Source organism: Lysinibacillus sp. VIII_CA (assembly GCF_049943995.1).
In the GTDB taxonomy this organism is placed as follows: domain Bacteria; phylum Bacillota; class Bacilli; order Bacillales_A; family Planococcaceae; genus Lysinibacillus; species Lysinibacillus pinottii.
In genome coordinates, this window is the sequence record NZ_JBNFXM010000012.1 from 81,651 (window position 1) to 102,781 (window position 21,131).

Annotated in this window: 19 protein-coding genes and 1 riboswitch; of the genes, 5 read left to right on the top strand and 14 right to left on the bottom strand. The window is 35.0% G+C overall.

From position 1 onward, the window contains the following. The first annotated feature begins 921 nt into the window (after positions 1 to 921). Positions 922 to 1,437, top strand: a complete 516-nt coding sequence (locus ACP3VS_RS16125) for a YwhD family protein (RefSeq protein WP_036215124.1) — start codon at positions 922 to 924, stop codon at positions 1,435 to 1,437. Continuing rightward, positions 1,437 to 1,673, top strand: a complete 237-nt coding sequence (locus ACP3VS_RS16130; protein WP_036165899.1) for an indolepyruvate ferredoxin oxidoreductase subunit alpha — start codon at positions 1,437 to 1,439, stop codon at positions 1,671 to 1,673. The genes ACP3VS_RS16125 and ACP3VS_RS16130 overlap by 1 nt, the downstream gene beginning before the upstream one ends. A gap of 152 nt (positions 1,674 to 1,825) precedes the next feature. On the opposite strand, the gene ACP3VS_RS16135 is transcribed toward ACP3VS_RS16130, so the two are convergent. The 9 genes from ACP3VS_RS16135 to ACP3VS_RS16175 form a co-directional block, all read right to left on the bottom strand. Next, entirely contained in the window at positions 1,826 to 2,092 is a 267-nt protein-coding gene (locus ACP3VS_RS16135) for a hypothetical protein (RefSeq protein WP_031417841.1), read from the bottom strand. Between the two features lie 159 nt (positions 2,093 to 2,251). Continuing rightward, positions 2,252 to 2,689: a dUTP diphosphatase gene (gene dut, locus ACP3VS_RS16140; protein WP_012293537.1), complete on the bottom strand. Its 438-nt coding sequence runs from the start codon at positions 2,687 to 2,689 to the stop codon at positions 2,252 to 2,254. Between the two features lie 11 nt (positions 2,690 to 2,700). After that, complete coding sequence (gene nrdF, locus ACP3VS_RS16145) at positions 2,701 to 3,669, bottom strand: class 1b ribonucleoside-diphosphate reductase subunit beta (RefSeq protein WP_031417839.1); 969 nt, start codon at positions 3,667 to 3,669, stop codon at positions 2,701 to 2,703. Then, positions 3,657 to 5,750, bottom strand: coding sequence for a class 1b ribonucleoside-diphosphate reductase subunit alpha (gene nrdE / locus ACP3VS_RS16150; protein ID WP_426389229.1), 2,094 nt, complete (start codon positions 5,748 to 5,750; stop codon positions 3,657 to 3,659). Before nrdE ends, nrdF begins: the two co-directional genes overlap by 13 nt. Beyond that, positions 5,747 to 6,106, bottom strand: coding sequence for a class Ib ribonucleoside-diphosphate reductase assembly flavoprotein NrdI (nrdI, locus tag ACP3VS_RS16155; protein ID WP_012293534.1), 360 nt, complete (start codon positions 6,104 to 6,106; stop codon positions 5,747 to 5,749). The genes nrdE and nrdI overlap by 4 nt, the downstream gene beginning before the upstream one ends. Next, complete coding sequence (locus tag ACP3VS_RS16160) at positions 6,103 to 6,327, bottom strand: glutaredoxin family protein (protein WP_031417836.1); 225 nt, start codon at positions 6,325 to 6,327, stop codon at positions 6,103 to 6,105. Before ACP3VS_RS16160 ends, nrdI begins: the two co-directional genes overlap by 4 nt. A gap of 117 nt (positions 6,328 to 6,444) precedes the next feature. Beyond that, positions 6,445 to 6,622: riboswitch (cobalamin riboswitch) on the bottom strand. 526 nt (positions 6,623 to 7,148) lie between these two features. Next, positions 7,149 to 8,054: an NAD(P)/FAD-dependent oxidoreductase gene (locus ACP3VS_RS16165; protein WP_325881247.1), complete on the bottom strand. Its 906-nt coding sequence runs from the start codon at positions 8,052 to 8,054 to the stop codon at positions 7,149 to 7,151. Positions 8,055 to 8,520: 466 nt separating this feature from the next. Then, positions 8,521 to 12,660, bottom strand: coding sequence for a chitobiase/beta-hexosaminidase C-terminal domain-containing protein (locus ACP3VS_RS16170; RefSeq protein ID WP_198696111.1), 4,140 nt, complete (start codon positions 12,658 to 12,660; stop codon positions 8,521 to 8,523). Between the two features lie 79 nt (positions 12,661 to 12,739). Next, a complete protein-coding gene (locus tag ACP3VS_RS16175) occupies positions 12,740 to 14,605 on the bottom strand; it encodes an S-layer homology domain-containing protein (protein WP_426389232.1) in 1,866 nt (621 codons plus the stop codon). Positions 14,606 to 15,307: 702 nt separating this feature from the next. Here ACP3VS_RS16175 and ACP3VS_RS16180 point away from each other — a divergent pair. The 3 genes from ACP3VS_RS16180 (at position 15,308) to ACP3VS_RS16190 (ending at position 16,440) form a co-directional block, all read left to right on the top strand. After that, positions 15,308 to 15,646, top strand: coding sequence for a DUF2085 domain-containing protein (locus ACP3VS_RS16180; RefSeq protein WP_063389796.1), 339 nt, complete (start codon positions 15,308 to 15,310; stop codon positions 15,644 to 15,646). Between the two features lie 18 nt (positions 15,647 to 15,664). Continuing rightward, positions 15,665 to 15,946 carry a zinc-ribbon domain-containing protein gene (locus tag ACP3VS_RS16185; RefSeq protein WP_031417829.1) on the top strand — a complete coding sequence of 94 codons (282 nt, stop codon included), beginning with the start codon at positions 15,665 to 15,667 and terminating at the stop codon, positions 15,944 to 15,946. 170 nt (positions 15,947 to 16,116) lie between these two features. Beyond that, entirely contained in the window at positions 16,117 to 16,440 is a 324-nt protein-coding gene (locus tag ACP3VS_RS16190; RefSeq protein WP_036169807.1) for a zinc-ribbon domain-containing protein, read from the top strand. A gap of 222 nt (positions 16,441 to 16,662) precedes the next feature. Here ACP3VS_RS16190 and ACP3VS_RS16195 read toward each other — a convergent pair whose 3' ends face one another. From ACP3VS_RS16195 to ACP3VS_RS16215, 5 genes are all read right to left on the bottom strand, one after another. Then, entirely contained in the window at positions 16,663 to 16,869 is a 207-nt protein-coding gene (locus ACP3VS_RS16195; protein WP_012293527.1) for a TM2 domain-containing protein, read from the bottom strand. Between the two features lie 246 nt (positions 16,870 to 17,115). Further along, positions 17,116 to 17,445, bottom strand: coding sequence for a cupin domain-containing protein (locus ACP3VS_RS16200; RefSeq protein ID WP_012293526.1), 330 nt, complete (start codon positions 17,443 to 17,445; stop codon positions 17,116 to 17,118). A gap of 27 nt (positions 17,446 to 17,472) precedes the next feature. Beyond that, a complete protein-coding gene (locus tag ACP3VS_RS16205) occupies positions 17,473 to 18,453 on the bottom strand; it encodes an ABC transporter substrate-binding protein (RefSeq protein WP_012293525.1) in 981 nt (326 codons plus the stop codon). A gap of 83 nt (positions 18,454 to 18,536) precedes the next feature. Further along, complete coding sequence (locus ACP3VS_RS16210) at positions 18,537 to 19,364, bottom strand: helix-turn-helix transcriptional regulator (protein ID WP_012293524.1); 828 nt, start codon at positions 19,362 to 19,364, stop codon at positions 18,537 to 18,539. Between the two features lie 419 nt (positions 19,365 to 19,783). Continuing rightward, positions 19,784 to 21,121, bottom strand: a complete 1,338-nt coding sequence (locus ACP3VS_RS16215; protein ID WP_198696108.1) for an opine metallophore biosynthesis dehydrogenase — start codon at positions 21,119 to 21,121, stop codon at positions 19,784 to 19,786. Positions 21,122 to 21,131 lie beyond the last annotated feature (10 nt).

Genomic DNA, 21,131 nt, shown 5'->3' on the forward strand with positions numbered 1-21,131 from the left:
GCAGCCTTCAAAAATTTTCATGATGAAATATACCAATCAATCTTAAATTTGCTTTACAAGACAATAATATAACTACATTACCAATAAATAAACGCTAAAAATAAGGTAATTTTAATACCAAATTGGTCGTATAGGTAATTATTTCATAAATAATTACCTATAAATAGAAACTCATAGAGAAATGAAGACAAGATGCAGAAAAAACAGTTATTTATTGCTGGAAACTTTAACTTTCTATTTTTTTAGATTCCATTTATTTTTTAAAATAATAGTAGGGCTAATAGCTTTTCTAACGATATAAATGTAAAATATTAACAGACCAAATTCTATGCTAATAAAATATAAATTGTTAAAATCATTGTTTCGCTAATTGAGTGAGCTTGAAATTATATATCGTTTTTTTGAAGGGATGGATGAAAATAAATATAGGAAAGATGCGTTTTTTCATAAAAATGGTATAAGAATTGAATGTTGTCGTGCAGCAGAATGTCTGTGGATGGCACTACCTCCCCTTAGTCAAGTAAACTTTTTCAACAGACTAGGAGAATGGTTGAGCTCCATTTATCCTAAATCATCCTCTTAATAGACTATTTTTCAAGTTCCTTAATTACGTGAAATTCCAAAATTTTTTAGCGAAATATCCATAACTGTATATAGTTAATTTACCAGATCATAACAATTCAGACGTAAGTCCGAAGACAACAAAGGATAATAAGCTGTATAGTTCAGTTATACTTTTTAATCTAAAAAGTATAAGGAGAAATCCTAGGCAGCCCTTACGCATAGTTTAAAATTGCTACTAAAACGTTCAATTAGATTCTTTTTTAAAGCTATCGTAATAAGTGTGCTATTTTTTGTACTATAAATTGTTTGGAAATCGGAACATGTAAATATTGTAGAAAGTATGTGGGGGTGTTTTCTATGAAAGAAAAGATACATTTTACCATCTTAAGTAATGATTCAACCGATGGAGATGGGGGTTACGGCGTAGGTACCCTTGATTTAAATAATGTAACGCCTATTATTATAGATTGTGAAAAAAAACACGTATTTATAGACTTAGAAGCCTTACATGGGCGAAGTATTATTGAAAAAAAAGTGCGTTTTTCACCAGATTTAGCTCATGCTAGTGACGATTATAATCGTTATTGGATCGTTTGGGTAGCTCTTCAGGTCGGGGAAAATGGACCTTATTATGCGGGATGTACTGCAAGTGAAGTACGGGTAGCAAAGGAAGAACGACGCATTAAACTTGGCTATAAATCGTTGCCAGAGCAAGTAAATTATTTAGATAAAGCACTTAAAGGGACATTTATCCTAAGTCATGTCGATCCCAATTCAAAAAAACTACTTTTCCAATTTTTATCTGAATTTAATGAACAGTATTGGAAGCACTCGCCTGAAGAATTAAAACATCAATTAGGGGAGGATTTATAATGGCCTTTGTAATTACAGAATTATGTAGGGATGAAAAAGCAGCCGTTTGTTTAGATGTCTGTCCCGTAAATTGCATTGTAAATACAGATACACAATATGTCATTAACCCTGATATCTGTATCGATTGTGGCGCTTGTGAATTAGTTTGTCCCGTAGAGGCTATTTTTTTTGAGGATGAATTGCCTGCTGAATATCATTCTGCCACTCTACTAGCACGTAATTATTTTCGGAACTAGATGATATACAGCTTACTATCTAATTCCAGCAGCAATATATTGATTGAATAGATGTCATGATTTAGAGCTCTGAACGTCATGTGAAAAAGTAGTACAAACGATGGTTTGTACTACTCATATACTTTTTATTTGATCTTAGCGAACAAACCATATTACTTGCTATCTATTTTCAAGACCTCCCAAATAGAATTATCTACTTCTATTGCTTGTCTATAGGGTAGCTCTCTATTAGCCTTCGCATTCCAATATGCCTCCCCGACAGGTTTATTACCTAATTCAAAATCTATACCATCCCACGTACCTTCACGAAATGCATAAAATGCCCAATGACAGCCATAATCATTAAAAATATCCATTAAATACTTGATATATTGATCCGCTCCAGCAACCATTCGGTTAATGCCAAACTCTTCTGCCATATTATCACCTCATATAAATCCTACTGAACCTACGTTACACAAATGTGACAACCTATGTTTAAATATAAATTGATTAGATTATTCTAGGGAAAAATAAAAAGGATTGAGTTCAGTACATACCAAACTCAATCCTTACAAACGCCTATTGAAAACTTAATCTTATTTTGTACCACTCGCTCCAAATCCCGAAGTTCCACGAACCGTTTGAGATAATTCATTAACTTCCAAGAGTTGAATAGTAGGGACAAATTGAATCACCATCTGGGCAATTCGCATAGATTTTTCTACGAAGAACGTATCTTGACCATGATTAATTAAAATTACACCGATTTCCCCTCTATAGCCTTCATCGATTGTTCCTGGGCTATTGAGCACTGTAATACTATGTTTTAAGGCTAGTCCACTTCTTGGTCGAATTTGTGCTTCCGTTCCTTTTGGTAATTCAATTTGAATTCCTGTTTTAATTAATTTAGTCCCACCAGCAGGTATCTCTACAGTTTCAATGGAATAGAGGTCCATCCCAGCATCGCCAGGGTTAGCTTGCATGGGTAGCATTGCATCTTCATGCATTCTTTTGATTTTTACTTCTACATTCATTGTTCTTCATCCTAACGATTAAAATTAAATGTGTCATCTGTAATTGGCGCTACTTTTGCCTTAGCATAGGTAGCCCCCTTTTGTGAAAAGAAATCATATGTGGAGCCCTCATTACGAATTCCATTCATAACGATTGGATTCACTTCTTCTTCAGGAAACATAGCTTCAAAACCAACATTCATTAAGGCTTTATTTGCATTATAACGCACATAGGCTTTTACCTCAGGCGATAATCCTGTCTCCGCATAAATGTCCTCTGTATATTTCATTTCATTCTGATATAAATCCAGCAGTAATTCATAGCCCCATAATTGTAAAGCTTCTTGCTTTTCTTTTGAAAATTGCTTATATAGATTTTGAGCAAAAAATCCTACTGCAACACCATGAATGGATTCGTCGCGCAAAATGAGGGAAATAATTTCAGCACTGTTTCTTAAAAAACCTTGCCCACCTAAGTATAATGGGTAGAAAAAGCCAGAATAGAAAAGGAAGGATTCAAGCATAACGGATGAAAACATCGCTTTCCATAAGCTCTCAGCGTCCCCTTCTTCAATACTATTATAAATATCCGCTATTTTATTTGCCTTATATTGTAAATATTCATTTTTCTTTACCCATTCAAAGAGCTCGTCTATTTCCTCGTTTGTACAAAGCGTTGTAAATATATAAGAATATGATTTAGCATGTATTGCCTCAAATGCATCAAAAACGGTTAATACAGCCTTTTCCTGTAAATCATCTGTATAAGCAGCAACACGATTCATCCCAATATTTGTCTGAACGGTATCCAGCAAGGTTAATCCTGCAAACACTTTTTTATACGTGTCCTGATGCTCAAAACTTTTCCACTGTTGAATATCTTTACTCACTGCAATTTCTTCGGGAAACCAAATTTGCTTCCATTGCTGGTCCCAAAAAATTTGGGCCAGTTCACTTGTTGCTTTGTTCCAGTTGACTGCCTCATACACTATATTTGACATGCTACACACTCCTCTAAGCTTTGTAATCGTTGACGAACATAGTAAACGGACTTAATCCCTTTAACCCATGCATAAATGTATACTTTAGCTAGTTGTTCTGTTGTCCAATTATCAGTGACATAAAGAGTCATTGAAATACCTTGGTCAACATGTTTTTGAGAAGCTGCGTATAAATCAATTAAATCATAAGGATCAACATCATAGGCCTCTACATATAGATGACTGTTTTCATTTGTTAAATGTGGCATTGGATAAATTGTTCGACTATCTGCATAATCACGAACCTCTACACGTTCTGTACATGGAGAGATGGAGGCCGTACAGCTACGAATGTACGAAATACTACCAGTTGGTGCTATAGCTAAACGATATGAATGGAATAAGCCATATTGCATAACATCTTGCTTTAATAATCCCCACATTTTACTAGTAATGATTGGAATGTTTCCGAGTGCTTTTAATACAGCAGGTGAAAGCTCTTCTTCAGTCTTATTTACATATTGATCAAAATAGATACCTGAAGCATAATCGCTATCTTCAAATCGATAGAACGTTTCTGCTTTTTCTTTAGCCATTTCCATCGATGATTTTAGAGAATAATAGTTCATTGCTTCCATAAAGCGGTCCATGAAATGAATAGAATCTTTCGAGCCATACATAATTCCCTCCGTAACAAGATGTCCATGGAGATTCATACACCCTAGACCTACTGAGTGCATTAATTGATTGGCTTTTGCGACCGACGGAACATTTTTGATGTGCGTCATTTGGGATACATTTGTTAATAAGTGCATAGCTGTATCGATTAATGCTTCAAAATCATTTACTTTACTCGCTGCGTGGATATCAATTGACCCTAAATTACACGACACATCTAACCCATATTCGTTAGGTTGATCTTGATCTGTGATAACACTAGTTTCTTGAACTTGCAAGATTTCAGTACATAAGTTTGACATTTTTACGCGACCGATATTTTTTAGTGGATGTACGTCATTAACATTATCATCAAAAATTTCAAAGGGATAACCGGATTCGAATTGAGCTTTTTTTACCTCTGTATAGAGTCTACGCGCATTCAAACGTTTAATTTTACGGATTTTAGGATTATCTAGTAGTTCATAGTACATATCAGAAATTGAAATTTCCGACATTCGTTTACCATATACTTTAAAAATATCATATGGACTAAATAACACTATATCTTTATCACGCTTCATCAGTTCGAAGAAAATACTTGGTATAATAATACCTGTTGATAGTGTTGCGAGGCGAATTTTATCATCAGCATTTGGTTTTTTTGATGAAATAAAATTCTCTATATCTGCATGGAAAATATTAAGGTAAACAACTCCTGAGCCATTACGCTGACCAAGCTGATTAGAATAACTAAAAGAATTTTCTAATAGTTTCGCCACTGGAATCACACCACTTGCACGATTTAGTATTTCTTTAATTGGATCACCTAAAGGACGTAAATCCGTTAAGTTGACCCCGACCCCTCCACCTAGACGTGATAGCTCTAAACAATAACCAATATTTTCAGCGATGCTATTCATGGAGTCATCCATGGATAATTTAAAGCAACTTACTAATTCGCCACGAGCTTTCTTCCCACTATTTAATGCAGTAGGCGTTGCAGGTTGATAGGCTTCCATCATCGCTTCTACAGAACGTTCTGCTAGTACCGTGTTCCCCTGTGCCAAGTACAAGGCAATAATGACAATCCGGTCCTCATATTTTTCTAAGATTTCTTCTCCATCACGACTTTTCATAGCGTAGCTGTCATAAAATTTGCTAGCACTCATAAATGATGGGAAACGGAAATTATAATCATACGCTTTTTTGTACAACTTTTTAATAAAATCCATCTCGTACATGTCGATAAAAGCTTTTTCGTAGTAGCCTTCATCAACTAAATAGCGGATTTTTTCCTCTATATCTATAAAGTAACGTAAACGTACGTTGACATATTCTAAAAAGTAGCGGCGCGTAGCCTCACGATCCTTTTCTAACTCTAGTAGCCCCGTTGTACTATAACGATTCAGTACGTCATTATTAAGCTTTAAATAAGTTTTCATCCCATTACCCTCGTTTCATAAAACGTTTGTATAGCTTCATAATCTGTTTGATTGCCGCGCAAATCTAATTTCCTCACTAATGGTACATGATAGGTAGTAGCAATTTTCTCTCCTGCTGCGCCAAATACATGATGTCCAAAGTTACTGTTGCCACTAGCAACTACTCCTTTACAAAAATCTCTGTTTTTATCTAAGAAACGTTGCACTTTTGCTGGAATGTCGCCTAAACCATCTGTGTATGTAATTAAAAGATAAGGCTTATTCAAGCTTAATTCCTCTGAGAGTTCAATAGATTCTGCCCTTAGTTTAGATACTACATTGCGGACATTTCCTGTACGACTAGCGTAAACGATCATAGTGTAATCATCTCAATACGAGAAACAATTTCCTGAACATCCCCTATAAATGTTTCATCCACCTCTAAAACAGGCACACTTAAAAAACCTGCATCAATAATTGTTTGTTTAGCTTGTTCATCGTGATCAATATTAACAATTTCTGCTTCAAGTCCTGCTCGTTGTAATTCGGATTTTACCCAAAGGCATTTTGGACAGATTGTTTTCGTATAAAGTTTCATAGTAATCCCTCTTTTCATAAAATAAAAAAGCTACCTCTTCTAAAGAGATAGCTTACATGGAAACGTTAACATACTAAAAATACTGACGTTCCCATCTCTTAATCCCCGAAGAAATGATAAATTTGTTTTATAAAGGCAGGTCTCCTGGCTTTGCTTCAATCTCTGATTTCCTTCCCATGCGAATGCACAGTGGTTACAATCATCGTCAGCTTTACAGTTGCGGGGACAGCGTCGGAATAGTACCGAACTTCCCTATTAAACTACATATAGTAGTACCTATACAAAACGAACACAATATATTGTTTTTCAATAGTTTTAAGTGTACCATCCTTTATATAAAAAGTAAATCGCGAAATAAAAGTTCATCAATTTGAGACTATTCATATTTTCTCACATAACCTTAAACGAAAGAGCTAAAACATAATCATATAAAAATATAACTATAAAAAAAATAGGAAGATACATGCTGATCATTTATTTACCTAATAACGGAGGCCCAATTGAAATTTTATTCATAAAAAAGGCATCTTTCCATAATAGTAAAGATGCAATTATGACTAAAACTACATAATCGTCAACCCACTTTGAGAAAGATGTAAATCATTCATCATACTCAATATATCCTATCTTTGCAGATTTTTCGTTGTACTTGTCCCTTTGCAACTATTCATAATAATCAGGTACCTTTAGCCAGTTATTCTGTATTCATAGTATAACATATCCAAGTTCTTTCTCTGTCCGCTCAACTAGGTATATTAACTTTATCCTTTATTTACAAAAATAGCTGATGAATTTTCTATACTCATCAGCTAACCTTTTACTTAAAACCTATCTATTGTTATATCCAAATTTATACTAGAGGCTGTCTTAAAACCTTCCGCAGCAGCGATCATTAAAGAAGAGGCACCCCCCTTTTCCGTTTCACCTGCAACATATATTCCAGCCGCTGTTGTTCGTCCAGTACCATCAGTAATAATTGTCCCATTTTCATCAACTTGGCAATTTAGCTGTTTAGCAAATTTATTTGGACGATAAAAATTAGGTACGACAAATCCACCACTTCTTAAAATATGTTCACCTGTTTCTAATTCAATACTAATTAAGTTACTATCTTCCCCATGCAAGTTTTTTACACATTCTGTATACAGTTTAATTTTTTTACGTTCAAATTCACTTTGAACGTTATCGGAAAGTTGATGACCATTCGTAAAAACGATTAAATCCTGTGACCAATTAAAAACCAATTTGGTCATATGTTTAATATGCTCCTCTTTTTCTGCTATGATAGCCAATGGCTTGTCTCTCAGCTCCCAACCATCGCAATAAGGACAGCTAAACAAGCTTTTACCATAATATTGTCTGATTTGCGGGAGGGGAAACTCCTCTTGTATTCCAGTAGCTAACAATACTTTTGCAGACATATATGATTTATTTTCCGAAGTTTTGACAAGAAATAAACCGCTTTTATCATCTTTAGTTATCTCGATAATTGTTTGATCTAACATAGATATAGATGGGTAAGATTTTATTTCTTTACTAGCTATATTCTTAAATTCTTGTGGCTTTATCCCATCTCTTGTTAAAAAACCATGCGACTCTTGAGTTACACGATTTCGATTAGTTCCATTATCAAATATAGCAATCTTTCTGCGCGCCCTTCCCAATGTTAAGGCAGCACTTAAACCAGCAGGGCCACCACCTATAATTACACAATCGTATTTATTCATCCTTTTTTCCTCCACATCAAAATATATTATAGACCTTTAATATCTGTAATTAAGGCAAAAGACACCGCAAAAGTTATATACCTTTTCAATTATGAGTCATTAAACCCTTAATGTTTAACTACCTCATTAAGGATTACGTAGCATAAAATAACGTTTAGTTTGTCGGGTCTTACCGCCCTATTAAAGACTTAACATATCTATAATATCTATTTAGTTTTTTTTCGTCAATTTTTTCGTTTTCATATTTAAAATACATAGGACCATCAAATATCTGCCGTTGAAAGAATTCTTGTCCACAGAAATGAATCTACTATAGGCTAGTTATGAATGAGGTAAAAGTAAAAGCCACTCCAAAAGTTTGGAATGGCTAATTTTTTTACTGTACTTCATGAATACTGTCCGTACTGTTTAATTATCAAAATAAAGTATGATTAGCATATGCTTTACATTGTTCCTGCAAGTATCATTACTTAAATTCAATTTCCTCTGCCGATGCCCCTTTTGTATACGTTATGGTCGATCCAGCAGGTAAATTACGGATTTCTTTTACATTTTTTCCTTCAATAATAATGGAACCAATTTTCGTACCTTTAAAGTCAATAATCGCATTGCCTTTTTTAGGACTGATCACTACAGTTTTGTTTGCAAATCCTTCGCCATGGAATTCGGCATATTGGCTAAATACTGCAATGCCATTTTTAATAATGGTATTTTCCCCTAACGTTAATGAAATGCTTGGACGATTCACTATTAATTTACCAGTCTTGTAGTGATTAAAGCTATATACATTTTCAGGTACTATTGGTGTTGGTATTTCTTCTTTTCCTGCTTGCAAATCAATTTGAACTAATACAGGGTCATGATCCGATGCTCTGCCTTGTGCCTCTGTAAAGTTCGCATTCATATGAATTAGGTCAATTTCCGTAACATCCGCAAGATGATTCGAAACTAAAATATGATCCAACACTTGATTGTTCCCTTGGAAGAAGTACGTAAAACGATCTTGCTCTGGGGCTTTATCTATCATATTCGTTAAAACATCTCCTTTCAATGTTTCAAGTGCTGGTGTGAACTCAAAGTCATTCATGTCCCCTGCCACTATGAAATTTAAATTCGGATTTATGGCAAGTCCTTCATCGATAAAATCATTGATGGCCTGAGCAAGTTGAATACGTTTCTTAACTGATTCTAAAACTGGTGGCTGTGTTGGTCCCCAAAGTGAACCATCCCCACCTTTAGAATTTAAGTGAGCTCCGATAATAACTACACGTTCATCTTGGAATTCAAATTCCGCTGCAATTGGTTTTCGTGTATCTACAAATTTTGATGGATCAACAAAGCCAGGATTTAAAGCAAGGCTTCCATCTGCTGTCCATGTATTCGCTTGGTTGCCTAACCCTTTTATACCTGACACTAATGAAACACGTGTCGGATTATATAGATAGCCAACACGAATATTACCGCCTGGTGCACCGCCTACTGTATTGTTAATTGGCATGACATCAATCCAATCATAAGCAGGACCACCCGCAGCTTTTATCGCATGAATTAATCGCATGTAGCTTTCAGATGCATCTGCATTTCCTGAATCAATTTGACCATCGTTATCTTGAACTTCGACTAATGTAATAATATCTGGTGACTTCATATTATTTACAAATGTCGCTGCAATTCTGTCTACTTTTTCGTTAGATGTATTGGCAGGATTATTCGAAAAGTTTTCGATATTATAAGAAGCGACATTTAATTTGTCCGCTACTGGTTGAAGATGCGTCACTTCTTGTTGAAGATGTGCCTTTGTTACATTAGGAAAAACATTATTCGTGTTCAGTCGATAGCCATCTGTAAAGTTTTCTACAAATCCGATAAGCGGTTCATTAAAGCGATCCCCTGAATCATAATTTTTTCCAGCTACTCCTTCAAGCATAATTTTTTCCGGATTATAATCATCGGCTGCAATATTTAAACCGCCATTCACATTAAATGTATTATTTGTTGTGCTTGGTACAACAATTGGTGAATCATTATTGTACATCGGTCCAATCACTCTCGCCTCTGGGAACGATACTCGCATATACTCAATGGATTCCCAAAAATCGATGCCATCTTCTTGTGGATCAAAAATTGCCAAGCCATCATTATCAATAATTTTATTTGGCGGGAATAGATCCTCTCCTATCACAAGAGGCTCTGGAATTACTGCTTTACCTGTTTTTGTAATATTGGTTGCTGAAATTTGCGTATCTCTTAATCGAGAGTTGCCACCCGCTTCAGTTACATTTCCTGATACTTTAATAACGTCCCCTACTACTACATTATGTGCCGACTTACTTACCTTGATCGCTGTCGATTTTACGCCATCGAATGCTGTCTCGCCTTCTTGCATAATGAAGCTACTTGAATTAATAACGAATGTTACAATTCCTTCTACATCATTTACTGCTAAATTGACATATGGCGATAGGTGGCTTGCCCCTTGAATATCGCTAATTGTGGCATTGTTAGTATCAATCATCTCATAAACAAATGTAGCAATCGCACTATTCGTTAAACCTTCTTTCACTGCAATCGCTTTAATCGTCAATGGCTGATTAACAATAATTTCCCCTGTATACTTTGTACTAGCTGTTGTTGGTGCAGAGCCGTCCAATGTGTAATAGATCGTTGCACCTTCTGTCATGGTAGAAAGCGTAACCTTCGTACCAGCTGTTATTCCACCAACGTGAGAAGCTTTGATATCCTGAACCTTTGTTACATCTTCAATAATGCGAAGCGGGAGGAGTTGATGATTTGTATATTGACCAACAATGCCTGTAATTTCCCCATACGTTTTTCCACTTACTAAACCAGAGTCTCTTGTTTTATCATAAATAGCAAATGTGCCTGCATCATCAGTTCCGGTAAAGTTTTGACCTGAACCAGTAATAGCAACATTTTTAATGGTTACTAATTTCGATTCATTGTCTTCTCCAACCTCAATACTTTTAATAATATGTGCCTCTGGTATTGTAGAAGGAACAGGCATGCCAACAAGCGAAATATTCGTTAATTGCTTTAGTCCACTATATTCATCTACTTTACCTTGCACCAACACCCGATCACCGACTTTTGCAGTAAGACTATCTACAGGATAAATAGCTATCGCCGCGCCGTCTTCATCTTGAATGTGAGCAGTCGCTGTTTCTAATTTTGCTGTTACAATACCTGATACGGTTACCACTTGTCCTATTTCTTTATTACGTGCTTCCGTAATCGAAATATGGGTTGGTGCATCTTTAATTGTAAAATTAAAGGTCGTCATTCCACTATCGTTTAAACCCGTTGCTGTAGCAAATGCTTTAATCGTCATTGCTTCATTTACAACAATGCCCGCTGCTGTATTATAAACCTCACTAGCTGTTGACGGTTCGGAACCATCTAACGTGTAATAGATTGTTGCATTTGGTGTATCTGTAGACAATGTTACCTTTGTACCTGCAAAAACTTCACCCGTTGCTGGAAAAGCTTTCACATTCGTTACTTCTGTAGGCTCATAATTTAATACTAATTGAAAGCTTTCCGCGTTTAACGTTTTTAACTGATATGCCCCGTTAAAAATGGAAGCAATCCCTGTCACTGTAATCACATCATTGTTATTGAACCCACCTGCTTCAAATTGAGAGAACTGATAGCCCGTACGGTTATCATGGCGAATTAAAAGCTCGTTATTTTCTGCATCAACTGCTTTAAACTCAAATGTTCCATACGTACCAGATGACGCTAAATCTTTAATCTTCACATTTTCCAGTGTAATTAACTTACCTTGTATACTGTCATCAATGGGTAGATTAACTATTTGTGGTGCTGGTGCTGTCCCTGAAGAAATGCGTTCAATTGTTGGCGAATTAAATTGAACTTCTCCACTAAATAAACTCGTTTTCCCTGTGATTTTGACAATATCTCCAACAGCTAAGCTCCCTGCTTCAGTTGAATTAGAGAAAACATATACCCCTGCAGACTCATCCTGTACATAGAAGGCCTTGCCACCCCAGCTACCAGGTGTTGCTGTAACGGTCCCTTGGATCTGAACTATACGGTCTGTTCCAACAGCTGCACGAGCTTCGGCAATTGTCCCTTCTGTGACAGAAGGATTAGTCGGTTCTGTTGGTTCACTTCCAACGAACTCAATTGAAGTGGGTGATTTTAGCCCTGCATGACTACCAAAATATTTATCTAGTGTCCCTGTTATTTTAATTTTTTTCCCAAGATTACTTGGGTTTGTTTTTAAACCAAAGTTGGCTCTATATGAGCTTGGGGAGGTTGGTAATTGAATATACAGCATTTTCGTGACATCTGTTTCACCAGGTGTGTCGGCAATAGCCAGATTTGTGTCGCTATCTGCTATCACTGAATACGAAGTTTCACCTTTAACAAACCCAACTATATATCCTTCCACAGTAACATTATTCCTAGCTGAATTGGGATCAAATTGGTTGACAGCTTCCCCCACTCCAATAGCTTCTGTCGTTTCCGCCTTTACAACTGTTAGGTAGGGCAAAATCATAGAAATTACAAGTAAAAATGATAACGCTATTTTGGAAACGACATTAAATTCATATTTCTTCATTCATTTAGCTCCTTAGATTTTTTATCTTTTAACCTTTTCTCTATCTTGCAAAGGAATTTACAGAAAAGTTATTAGTCAATTACTCAATTACTGTGTTTCCTTCAACAGATAACCCATCTAAACTGATGTTAACATTTGGTGCATCAATGATTAAATCACCTGCAATAATACCAGTACTACCAGTTGGCATTAAAGAATATCTCCCTTTAGCTGTTGGAGCTGTTATCGTTACATTCCCCATCAAGGTATGACCATTCAAATCAATCATGACTAAATCTGTTAATGTTACATCTGAAGACACTGGAGCTATTAATTTAATTACGTCTCCTGCTTTAGCTTTTTTTAATGCTTGTTTTAATTCCTCAGCATTCTTAACATTAAATTCATTCACTTTTTCTGGGGGAATAACTGGATCAGGGGCCACATTTCCTCCACCTGTGTTTGGTGCCCCAGTACTCGGCGAAGAACCTCCAATAATTGCCTTAATTTTGCTAGCCACCGAGGCATAATTCGTAATAATCTTTGTTACAGATGAACCTGTTGGGATCGATAAGTTATTTATTAGTAAATCTGAACCGATTGAAACTCTTGCATCAGGGTTTAGAATCGTTAAATAATTAACTACACCAGCAGCATTTAACGCTAATTCCGCGGGCGTGGAAAGCAAAAGTCGTTCAAACTTTACATTTCCAGTCATATTCAGTTTTGCCGTAGAATCTATTGTTACCTTATTTGCTGCTCCATCAATATTGATAGCGGATATAGCAGCTGTCATAATAATTTCAGGAATGACTGTGTTCGACACAATCGAAATATTATTTCGTTTGACATGTACTTTTCCAGTATGCGAATTTTTAATTTTCAATACAGGTGTACTTTGATTTGCAATTTTATTTTCTAAAGAAGCATTAGCTCCATCCATGGTATCTACTAAAATTCCGTCAGTAACTGTGGCTCCATCAAATTCCACTTTTGTTTTAACAGTTGGGGTAATAGTCGCTTTTCCTGTAACCGATATATTTTTAACTGTCACACCATCTGCGTTAATTGTTATGGAATCAAGCGTTGCATTTGTATTGAATACAACTCCCTTCTCTACTGAACCTGCATTATTTAAAACAACATTATTTACTTTTGTCATCACACCATTTTTAATTGTTGCTGTAATTTCAGCCTCCAATAGTGCGGTTCTGTTTTCAGTGGTAAAAATTGACTTTACTGAATCATTAAAAAGATAGGTCTTACCATTAATAGTCATTTCATTCGCTGTATAGTCTTCAACTTTAAACGTTACACTTTGAGAGGGGTGAGAAATCGAAGGACCAACCACTTCTGAACGATTAATAAATGCAGCCATTTGCCCTCGTGTTACATTTGAAGAACCATCAAATAATGTAGCTGTCTTGCCATTCGTTACGTTGTTTTCATATAAAGCAGCAATCGCTTCTTTGTACTCAGCACGCACATCCGTGAATGGTAATGAATTTGTATTCGAAGCTTTTAAATGAAACGCGTTCGCTAAAATCTTTGCTACATGGTTACGTTGAATATAATCACCCTGACGAAATGTTCCATCTTCATACCCATCAATAATCCCCTCTTGCTTTAAAGCCGCAATAGCTCCAAAATATGGCTGAGTAGTAGAAATATCTTTAAAATTGGGATTGCTAACATTGGATGTGTCTAGTCCTAAAACACTTGCAATAATTTTAGCAGCTTGTCCACGTGTTACGTTTTGTTCAGGTTTAAATGTGCCATCTTGGAACCCATTAATCATGCCACGATCATGTAAATGCTTAATGTCGTCATAAAATGGATGCGTTCGATGGACATCCTTAAAGCTACTTGCTTCTGATGCAATCGGTGCTACCACCACTACTGTTGAAGCCGTTAATGCCATTGCTGTTATTGCTTTTAAATACTTCGATTTCCTCCATTTACTCATACTTAGAGTAATACCTCCCCATTTTCCTATTTAATAAGGGTATTGTTTAATCCAATGAATGAATTCAAGGTAATTGTCAAAATTAACACTACCAAAATATTGGTTAACATAGTAATTTTAACAGAAAAATAATAAAAACATTCTAATTTATTATTAATATTCTAAATACTATGTAAAATAATCTATAGTAAACTTTAACAATATGAATAAGAGAAGTAATATCAGCTCTTTGTCTTTTTCCCCTGCCGTTACATTAAATTTTTCCGCTTATATAAGCCAGAGACAAGGTAAACGCTCTATCACTTTTAAAGAAATTGAAACATTTGCCCCTTTCTCCTCAACCTTTTTCACAATGCGATAATCACTTTAACTGAAAAAAGCTGATGAGTTTCAACTACTCAATCAGCTTTGGAAACCGCACTTATTTATTACTATTGACCCCCCCATAATATAAAGATGGCCTATATATCTTTGCCGAAGCTGTCGACTTCTTAATAGCTCAAAAAAAACTTTATTATCCTCTGTCAAACGCTCTTTTGAACTATCTTTCCGAACAACTAATTTATCATTCAATCAATATTTAAAAAATTATATATTTAAAACTAAATTATGTAGTATATTCCATAAATTCTATTTATGTTATATACTATACGCTAGAATAATAAAGGAGTTACAATTTTGGAAAATAGTATTAATTTTCTTTTGAAGGTTGTTTTCTTTTGCCATCAAAGACCAGACCGGTCATTTCATTATAATGGGAAAAAATTCCCACTATGTGCAAGGTGTACTGGTATGGCAGTAGGCTATCTCTTATCCATACTATTAGTCATACTTTTAGGAAGATTTGATTTATGGATTATAGCCTTATTAATTTTACCAATGGCTATCGATGGTATAGGACAATTATTTGGTAAATGGACAAGTAATAATAATAGGCGGTTCCTCACTGGATTACCTGGTGGAATCGGCATTATTTATCTTTTCTATACTATTGGTTACCAATTTTTTTTACTTGGCCAATATGTTGGAAGAAATCTATAAAATACTGGAGGACCTATTATGTATTGTAAAAATTGCGGCGAACAAATTTCGGAGCACGCAGAAATTTGTATCCACTGTGGAGTCCGCGTAAAAAATGCAAGTGGTGAAGACAAACCCAACTGGGCCGTTAACATACTTACACTTTGCTGTGTGCCACTTGTTGGATTAGTGTTGTTCTTTGTTTGGAAAGACGAAAAACCAATTGCGGCTAAATCTGCTTTAACTTTCTTCTTTATTAACTTAGGACTTATCATATTATTCTATATTGCCATGCTCCTTATAGGATTATTTAGTTCCTAAATCGAGTGATTACATATGTAAGGTATTTATTGTAGTGAACATAATCTTTTTTAGCTAAATATGCTCTATAAGGGATGTACGTTCAACCGTTATCGATACTATACTAATTAGCTGAACAGCAGAAAAAAGTTGGTAAATGGGCATTTTCTAAGATGCAGGAGGTCTTTAATATGTATTGTCCCAATTGTGGTTCTAGCGTTAACGAGAATGCCGAAATTTGTCTACACTGTGGCGTTAACATATTAAAATTTAGCGGTCAAGTAACTGCGGCAAAAAATGATACACCAAACATTTGGATTAATGTACTCAGTTTATGCTGTTTCCCTATACTTGGAATTATTATCTATTTTGTATGGAAAGATACACAACCTAAAGCAGCAAAATCAGCTTTAATATATGCTTTGTTTGGTATAGCTATATCAATCATTATCACGATTATTTCATTTGTAATAGGCGTTGTAGTAGAGGTGATGAATGATAGCTATTATTACTAAAAAAGTGATTATTTTAATGTAGCTGCAGTATACTGTTAGCTTAAAGTACTTAAACAATAAGATCCGCTCAATTAGTTAACCACTAAATAAATAAGAAGGGTAGACATTTAGAAAAGTCTCCCTTCTTTTATCGCATTACTATAAATAAAATCAACAAGCTGAAAATAATCTATGTACAAGCCCATCGTTTTTATATTTCAATAATTTACTAATTATGTTCTATTACGATTTAATAATGTTGCCGTCCTTATCAGTAAATTTACCAACGATTATCATAATTAAATCAATAATTGTCCAAATACCCAATCCACCTAATGTTAAAAACATTAAAATTCCTGTACCGATTTTACCAGCATAAAAACGGTGAACACCTAGACTTCCTAAAAAGAAACAAAGTAATAATGTTGCTACGAAACTTCTGTCTGACATAAAATACCTCCAATAAATTTATAAATACTATAGTATGAGACCCTACCAAATAAGTATATTACAATTTAAGTATTTTTCAACATTTTTTTCCTCGAAATTCATTCTATTTTTTTGATACTTTACTCCTATAAAATAGTTCTTCTGAAGGTCGATATATTGTTATTAACACATTTATCTCCATCTCTAGCTTGCCTCGTTCGTTCAATAAAAAAGAGCTGACTATGCAGCTCTAGAATTTTTGTTATTTTATTTACTATCAGTATTTACTATGCCTTTAGGCTCCACTAGCATAATATGGCATTCTTTTTCGGCAAAAGGCTTATGCGCAGGGCCACCTGGAATTATAACCATCTCCCCTTGTGAAATTTTCACCTGGCCATCGCGAAAAGCGATAAATAACTCTCCTTGGAGGACAATAAATACTTTATCCGCTCCTTGATGCTCATGCCATATAAAATCTCCATCAATCTTAACCAGCTTGAATTGGAAATCGTGTATTTCACCAATAACTTTTGGTGCCCATAGTTCATTTATTTGAGCTGCACTCTCATTCAGATTAATAGCTTGATAATACATATACTTCTCTCCCTTTATTTGTTCTACTTAATTTTTTAGAGCTTTTGTTATATTTTGCAAAGCGTATTCCATAGCTAGTGGGCCACCAGTAATAGCAGATGTATCCATCAAATGAATATTTCCTTTCTTTACCGCGTTCATATTATTCCAAACATTATTTTCATTTAACTCACTCAGTAATGTTTCTTTTTTGGTTATATCCCCTATAAGGAAAATATGGTCTGCTTGAATAGTTGAAATTCCTTCGAACGCAGAAAACTGATTGCTCTTACCATTAAATGTGATATCTGGTGTAAGTCCCAACCCCTTTTCTTTATCAAACGCAAGTGTATAAACAGGGTTATCTTCACCCAAAACATTAAAAGTTTTTCCATCCCATGACACTATAAGTGCTACTGACTCTCCTTCAATCGATTTTAAATCTTCACGCCCAGTTGTAATTGCTTGCATCATTTTTTCAATTACTTTTTCAGCTTCGTCCTCTTTGCCAATAATCTCGGCTACTGTACGGAGACCATATTGCCAATCTTCATAAATATCCTGGTATTTTAAAGTAATGACTGGCGCTATTTTTTCAAGTGATTCATACAGTTTTTCATGATGTTCTGTTGCTAAAATAAAATCAGGCTCGGTCGATAGAGTTTTTTCAATACTAGGAGACAATTTATCTCCTAATTCTTCGGTTGAATCTAGTTTTCCATTTAAATAGGCTAAAGAAGATAGATACTCTTTATCTGTAGAAGCTGTAGGCGGCTCACCCAGTGCAACTAATATTTCTGGGTAAAAATACCAAAGCGACGCTATTTTTTCAGGTTTCTTCTCGATAACTATTTCTTTACCTAAGGCATCCTTAATGGTTCTTGGCCAATCAGTAGTATCCTGCTGAATCGCTGAAGTAGATGTCTCTTTTGTAGATATTCCTTTATTTTCAGTTGGTGTTTCATTACAGCCTCCTAGTATTCCAGCTAATAAAAGTATTGAGAAACACAATCCTTTCATCTTTTGCATCCTAAATTCCTCCAACATATGATCTTTGATATGCCATTAGTATAGTAAAGGCATTGATAGATTTGAATGGATGCTTGTTGAAACTAGCATGGATTATTAATGAACTTCTCACGAAACTCTTTAGGAGGTATACCAAATTGTTTCTTAAACACTCTACTAAAATAAAAGGGGTCATCCATTCCAACAGCCTGCGCAATTTGTTGTACAGGAGCATCACTTTTAAAGAGCATTTCTTGAGCCATGTTTATACGGTATTTCAATAAATATTCTGCTGGTCCCATCCCTGCATGTTTTCTAAATACATAAGATAGCCGATTTCGATTCACGTTATATTGTTCTGCAAGCAAGGGAATTGTAAGGCTTTGATAATAGTGTTCATGAATATAGGAAGATACCTGCTCAAATAAAATATGTGATTGACAGCTATTTTGCCGATTAACCACACATAATAAAGCCTCATTCAATACATCACGAAATAGCATTTCAGTCTGAAACCTAGAAATGCCTCCGCGCTGATTATACACATGCCAAAGACGCATAACTAATTCGATAAGACGAGGAGATTGTCCAGTTGATAATTCAAAATGTTGATGAGAAAAGCCTGCCTCCTGCGGTTCTGAGTTACATATGCGATAGAGAACAAGGATATATTCCCAATTCGTATTATCAAAATTCTTTTGATCCAGTTTCATTTTTGCACCGCCATGCACAATTTTTCCTGGAGAAAAGATATAAGGTGTGCCATTGAAATGAAATTGTATTTTTCCATTAAGTGGAAAAACAAATCCAGGAAAAGCATCTGTATAGTCAGCGTATGGCACACCTGAATTACTAGCATATCGATATATTCCTTCTACTTGAAATGGAATATGTGCTAAATATTCTGCTAACTGATTTACATCGATGTTCAAATTGCATACCTCATTTCAAAAATTGTTTACCAGTAATCGTAAAATTCTAGCTGTACATCTTGAATAACTTTTGACCATAAACAGCGTATACCCTTCAATAAGCTACTGATGTAGCTAAAAGACACAGACATTTTAGGTCTGTTCCTCTATCTTTTTACAGAAGTCCATTCTGCAATATTATTCAAACGTATTTAGCCTAACATGCGAAAAGGTGGAGATGACGATGCTCGTCTACCTCCACCTTATCGATAATGATTATCATTGTCAATTTAAAATAGAACCACCCATCTACTAATTGGTGGCTTGCACTACGCATTTATTTAGCAATAACTTCAGACTTTTGAAGAGTCCGCTAATTCTTAGTTTTCATACGACCGCTAAAGCCAGCTTAATGATACGACTGATTGAAAACTTAATAACTAATTAATCCTGTTACATATTTTCTTCCCTGTCTTTTGTTTTTCACTTAAAATTAAATCCTTACAAATCATCTCGATTTCTTGTGAATAGGATTTTATTTGGAAGGCATCAGAAAATATTTTATTCCTAGATGTAGCCACAACTTGCTGTAGTTTTTTTTCGTAGGTTTGGACAAAATGATCAAGCGTTGGGCTTTCCAATTTCAGGGCACTCGCAATCCCTTGTATGATTTTCATACGAAAATAGTCCTCTTTTGGCATTCTAGGAATATCCCATTCTCCATCAAGATTTTTATACATTCCTTTAAAAGGGATTGCCGAAAAATCAAAGTATTTTCCTTCTTTGTTTGGTATAGAAAATGGATCAATTAATAAAGAAGCATAACGAATATAGAGCAAATATTCTTGATGTATAGATTCAAGTTTATTAAAATTCTCGATTTCCTGTCTATTTATACTTGCTGGCTGCAATGGATAATTATCATCTACCATAAACTTTAATAAATTGAGAGGTTGAATATTGAAGTGGTTTGTAATTTTCATCATTTCTCCCCAATAGGTTAGTAAATGCCTAATCATAGTATAAGTAATAGGCCCCTCAGGATAAAGCTTATACACATATTTTGTTACGTTATCCTCCTCAAATACTGCTTTTAATGCAAAATCATTCATAAATAAGGGAGGATGGACGTACAAAGAAATATTCCTTGTTTCTGCCTCAAGGGGACAAGCTAATTTTTTCAAATGAATTCCCAAATCCTTAAATAATTCAGTAATTTTAACTAGTCTAGAAGACGTTGAGTAGGTTGAGCCAATATAAATTGTATTCTTCACTCCTGTTGTCAAAACTTCATTTGATGGAATTCCACCTATCCATCTAGTATCTCCATAATATGTGGAAAAACTAATGATCTCTGCATGAGGGCAAAGATTCTTTAGAAAATTAGCCATTAAAAGACTAGAACCAAATGTAGGTGAGATTAATATATAGCTACTAACCTCCTTCAATACTTTTGTATCAATTTGTGCTAATACAGCTAGATAAGAATCTGTCGTCACACAAAGGACAACAGTATCCCACTTTCCAGATATTTTATGATACCCCTTAAAACATGCATCAATCTTACATACTCCTGAAACAGCCTGATGTTGTGTATTTTGTACAGACACCTTAAGTACAAGCTGATGCTGAACAACTGCTTCAAAGAAAATATTGGAACGTACAGATTCTCGACCTGCAATAGCAATTTTACTCTTGAAAAAATTTTTGAAATTCACAGCTAATTGAATGACTGTAGGCCCTGTTCCTAACAGTAATACATGATTAAAATAAGTCATAGCTTTCTCC

Coding starts and splice junctions, on each gene's coding strand:
- ACP3VS_RS16190 (WP_036169807.1), top strand. CDS start 16,117: ATGTATTGTCCCAATTGTGGTTCTAGCGTTAACGAGAATGCCGAAATT.
- ACP3VS_RS16200 (WP_012293526.1), bottom strand. CDS start 17,445: ATGTATTATCAAGCTATTAATCTGAATGAGAGTGCAGCTCAAATAAAT.
- ACP3VS_RS16175 (WP_426389232.1), bottom strand. CDS start 14,605: ATGAGTAAATGGAGGAAATCGAAGTATTTAAAAGCAATAACAGCAATG.
- ACP3VS_RS16125 (WP_036215124.1), top strand. CDS start 922: ATGAAAGAAAAGATACATTTTACCATCTTAAGTAATGATTCAACCGAT.
- nrdI (WP_012293534.1), bottom strand. CDS start 6,106: ATGATCGTTTACGCTAGTCGTACAGGAAATGTCCGCAATGTAGTATCT.
- nrdF (WP_031417839.1), bottom strand. CDS start 3,669: ATGTCAAATATAGTGTATGAGGCAGTCAACTGGAACAAAGCAACAAGT.
- ACP3VS_RS16185 (WP_031417829.1), top strand. CDS start 15,665: ATGTATTGTAAAAATTGCGGCGAACAAATTTCGGAGCACGCAGAAATT.
- ACP3VS_RS16160 (WP_031417836.1), bottom strand. CDS start 6,327: ATGAAACTTTATACGAAAACAATCTGTCCAAAATGCCTTTGGGTAAAA.
- dut (WP_012293537.1), bottom strand. CDS start 2,689: ATGAATGTAGAAGTAAAAATCAAAAGAATGCATGAAGATGCAATGCTA.
- ACP3VS_RS16170 (WP_198696111.1), bottom strand. CDS start 12,660: ATGAAGAAATATGAATTTAATGTCGTTTCCAAAATAGCGTTATCATTT.
- ACP3VS_RS16165 (WP_325881247.1), bottom strand. CDS start 8,054: ATGAATAAATACGATTGTGTAATTATAGGTGGTGGCCCTGCTGGTTTA.
- ACP3VS_RS16130 (WP_036165899.1), top strand. CDS start 1,437: ATGGCCTTTGTAATTACAGAATTATGTAGGGATGAAAAAGCAGCCGTT.
- ACP3VS_RS16215 (WP_198696108.1), bottom strand. CDS start 21,121: ATGACTTATTTTAATCATGTATTACTGTTAGGAACAGGGCCTACAGTC.
- ACP3VS_RS16205 (WP_012293525.1), bottom strand. CDS start 18,453: ATGCAAAAGATGAAAGGATTGTGTTTCTCAATACTTTTATTAGCTGGA.
- nrdE (WP_426389229.1), bottom strand. CDS start 5,750: ATGAAAACTTATTTAAAGCTTAATAATGACGTACTGAATCGTTATAGT.
- ACP3VS_RS16135 (WP_031417841.1), bottom strand. CDS start 2,092: ATGGCAGAAGAGTTTGGCATTAACCGAATGGTTGCTGGAGCGGATCAA.
- ACP3VS_RS16195 (WP_012293527.1), bottom strand. CDS start 16,869: ATGTCAGACAGAAGTTTCGTAGCAACATTATTACTTTGTTTCTTTTTA.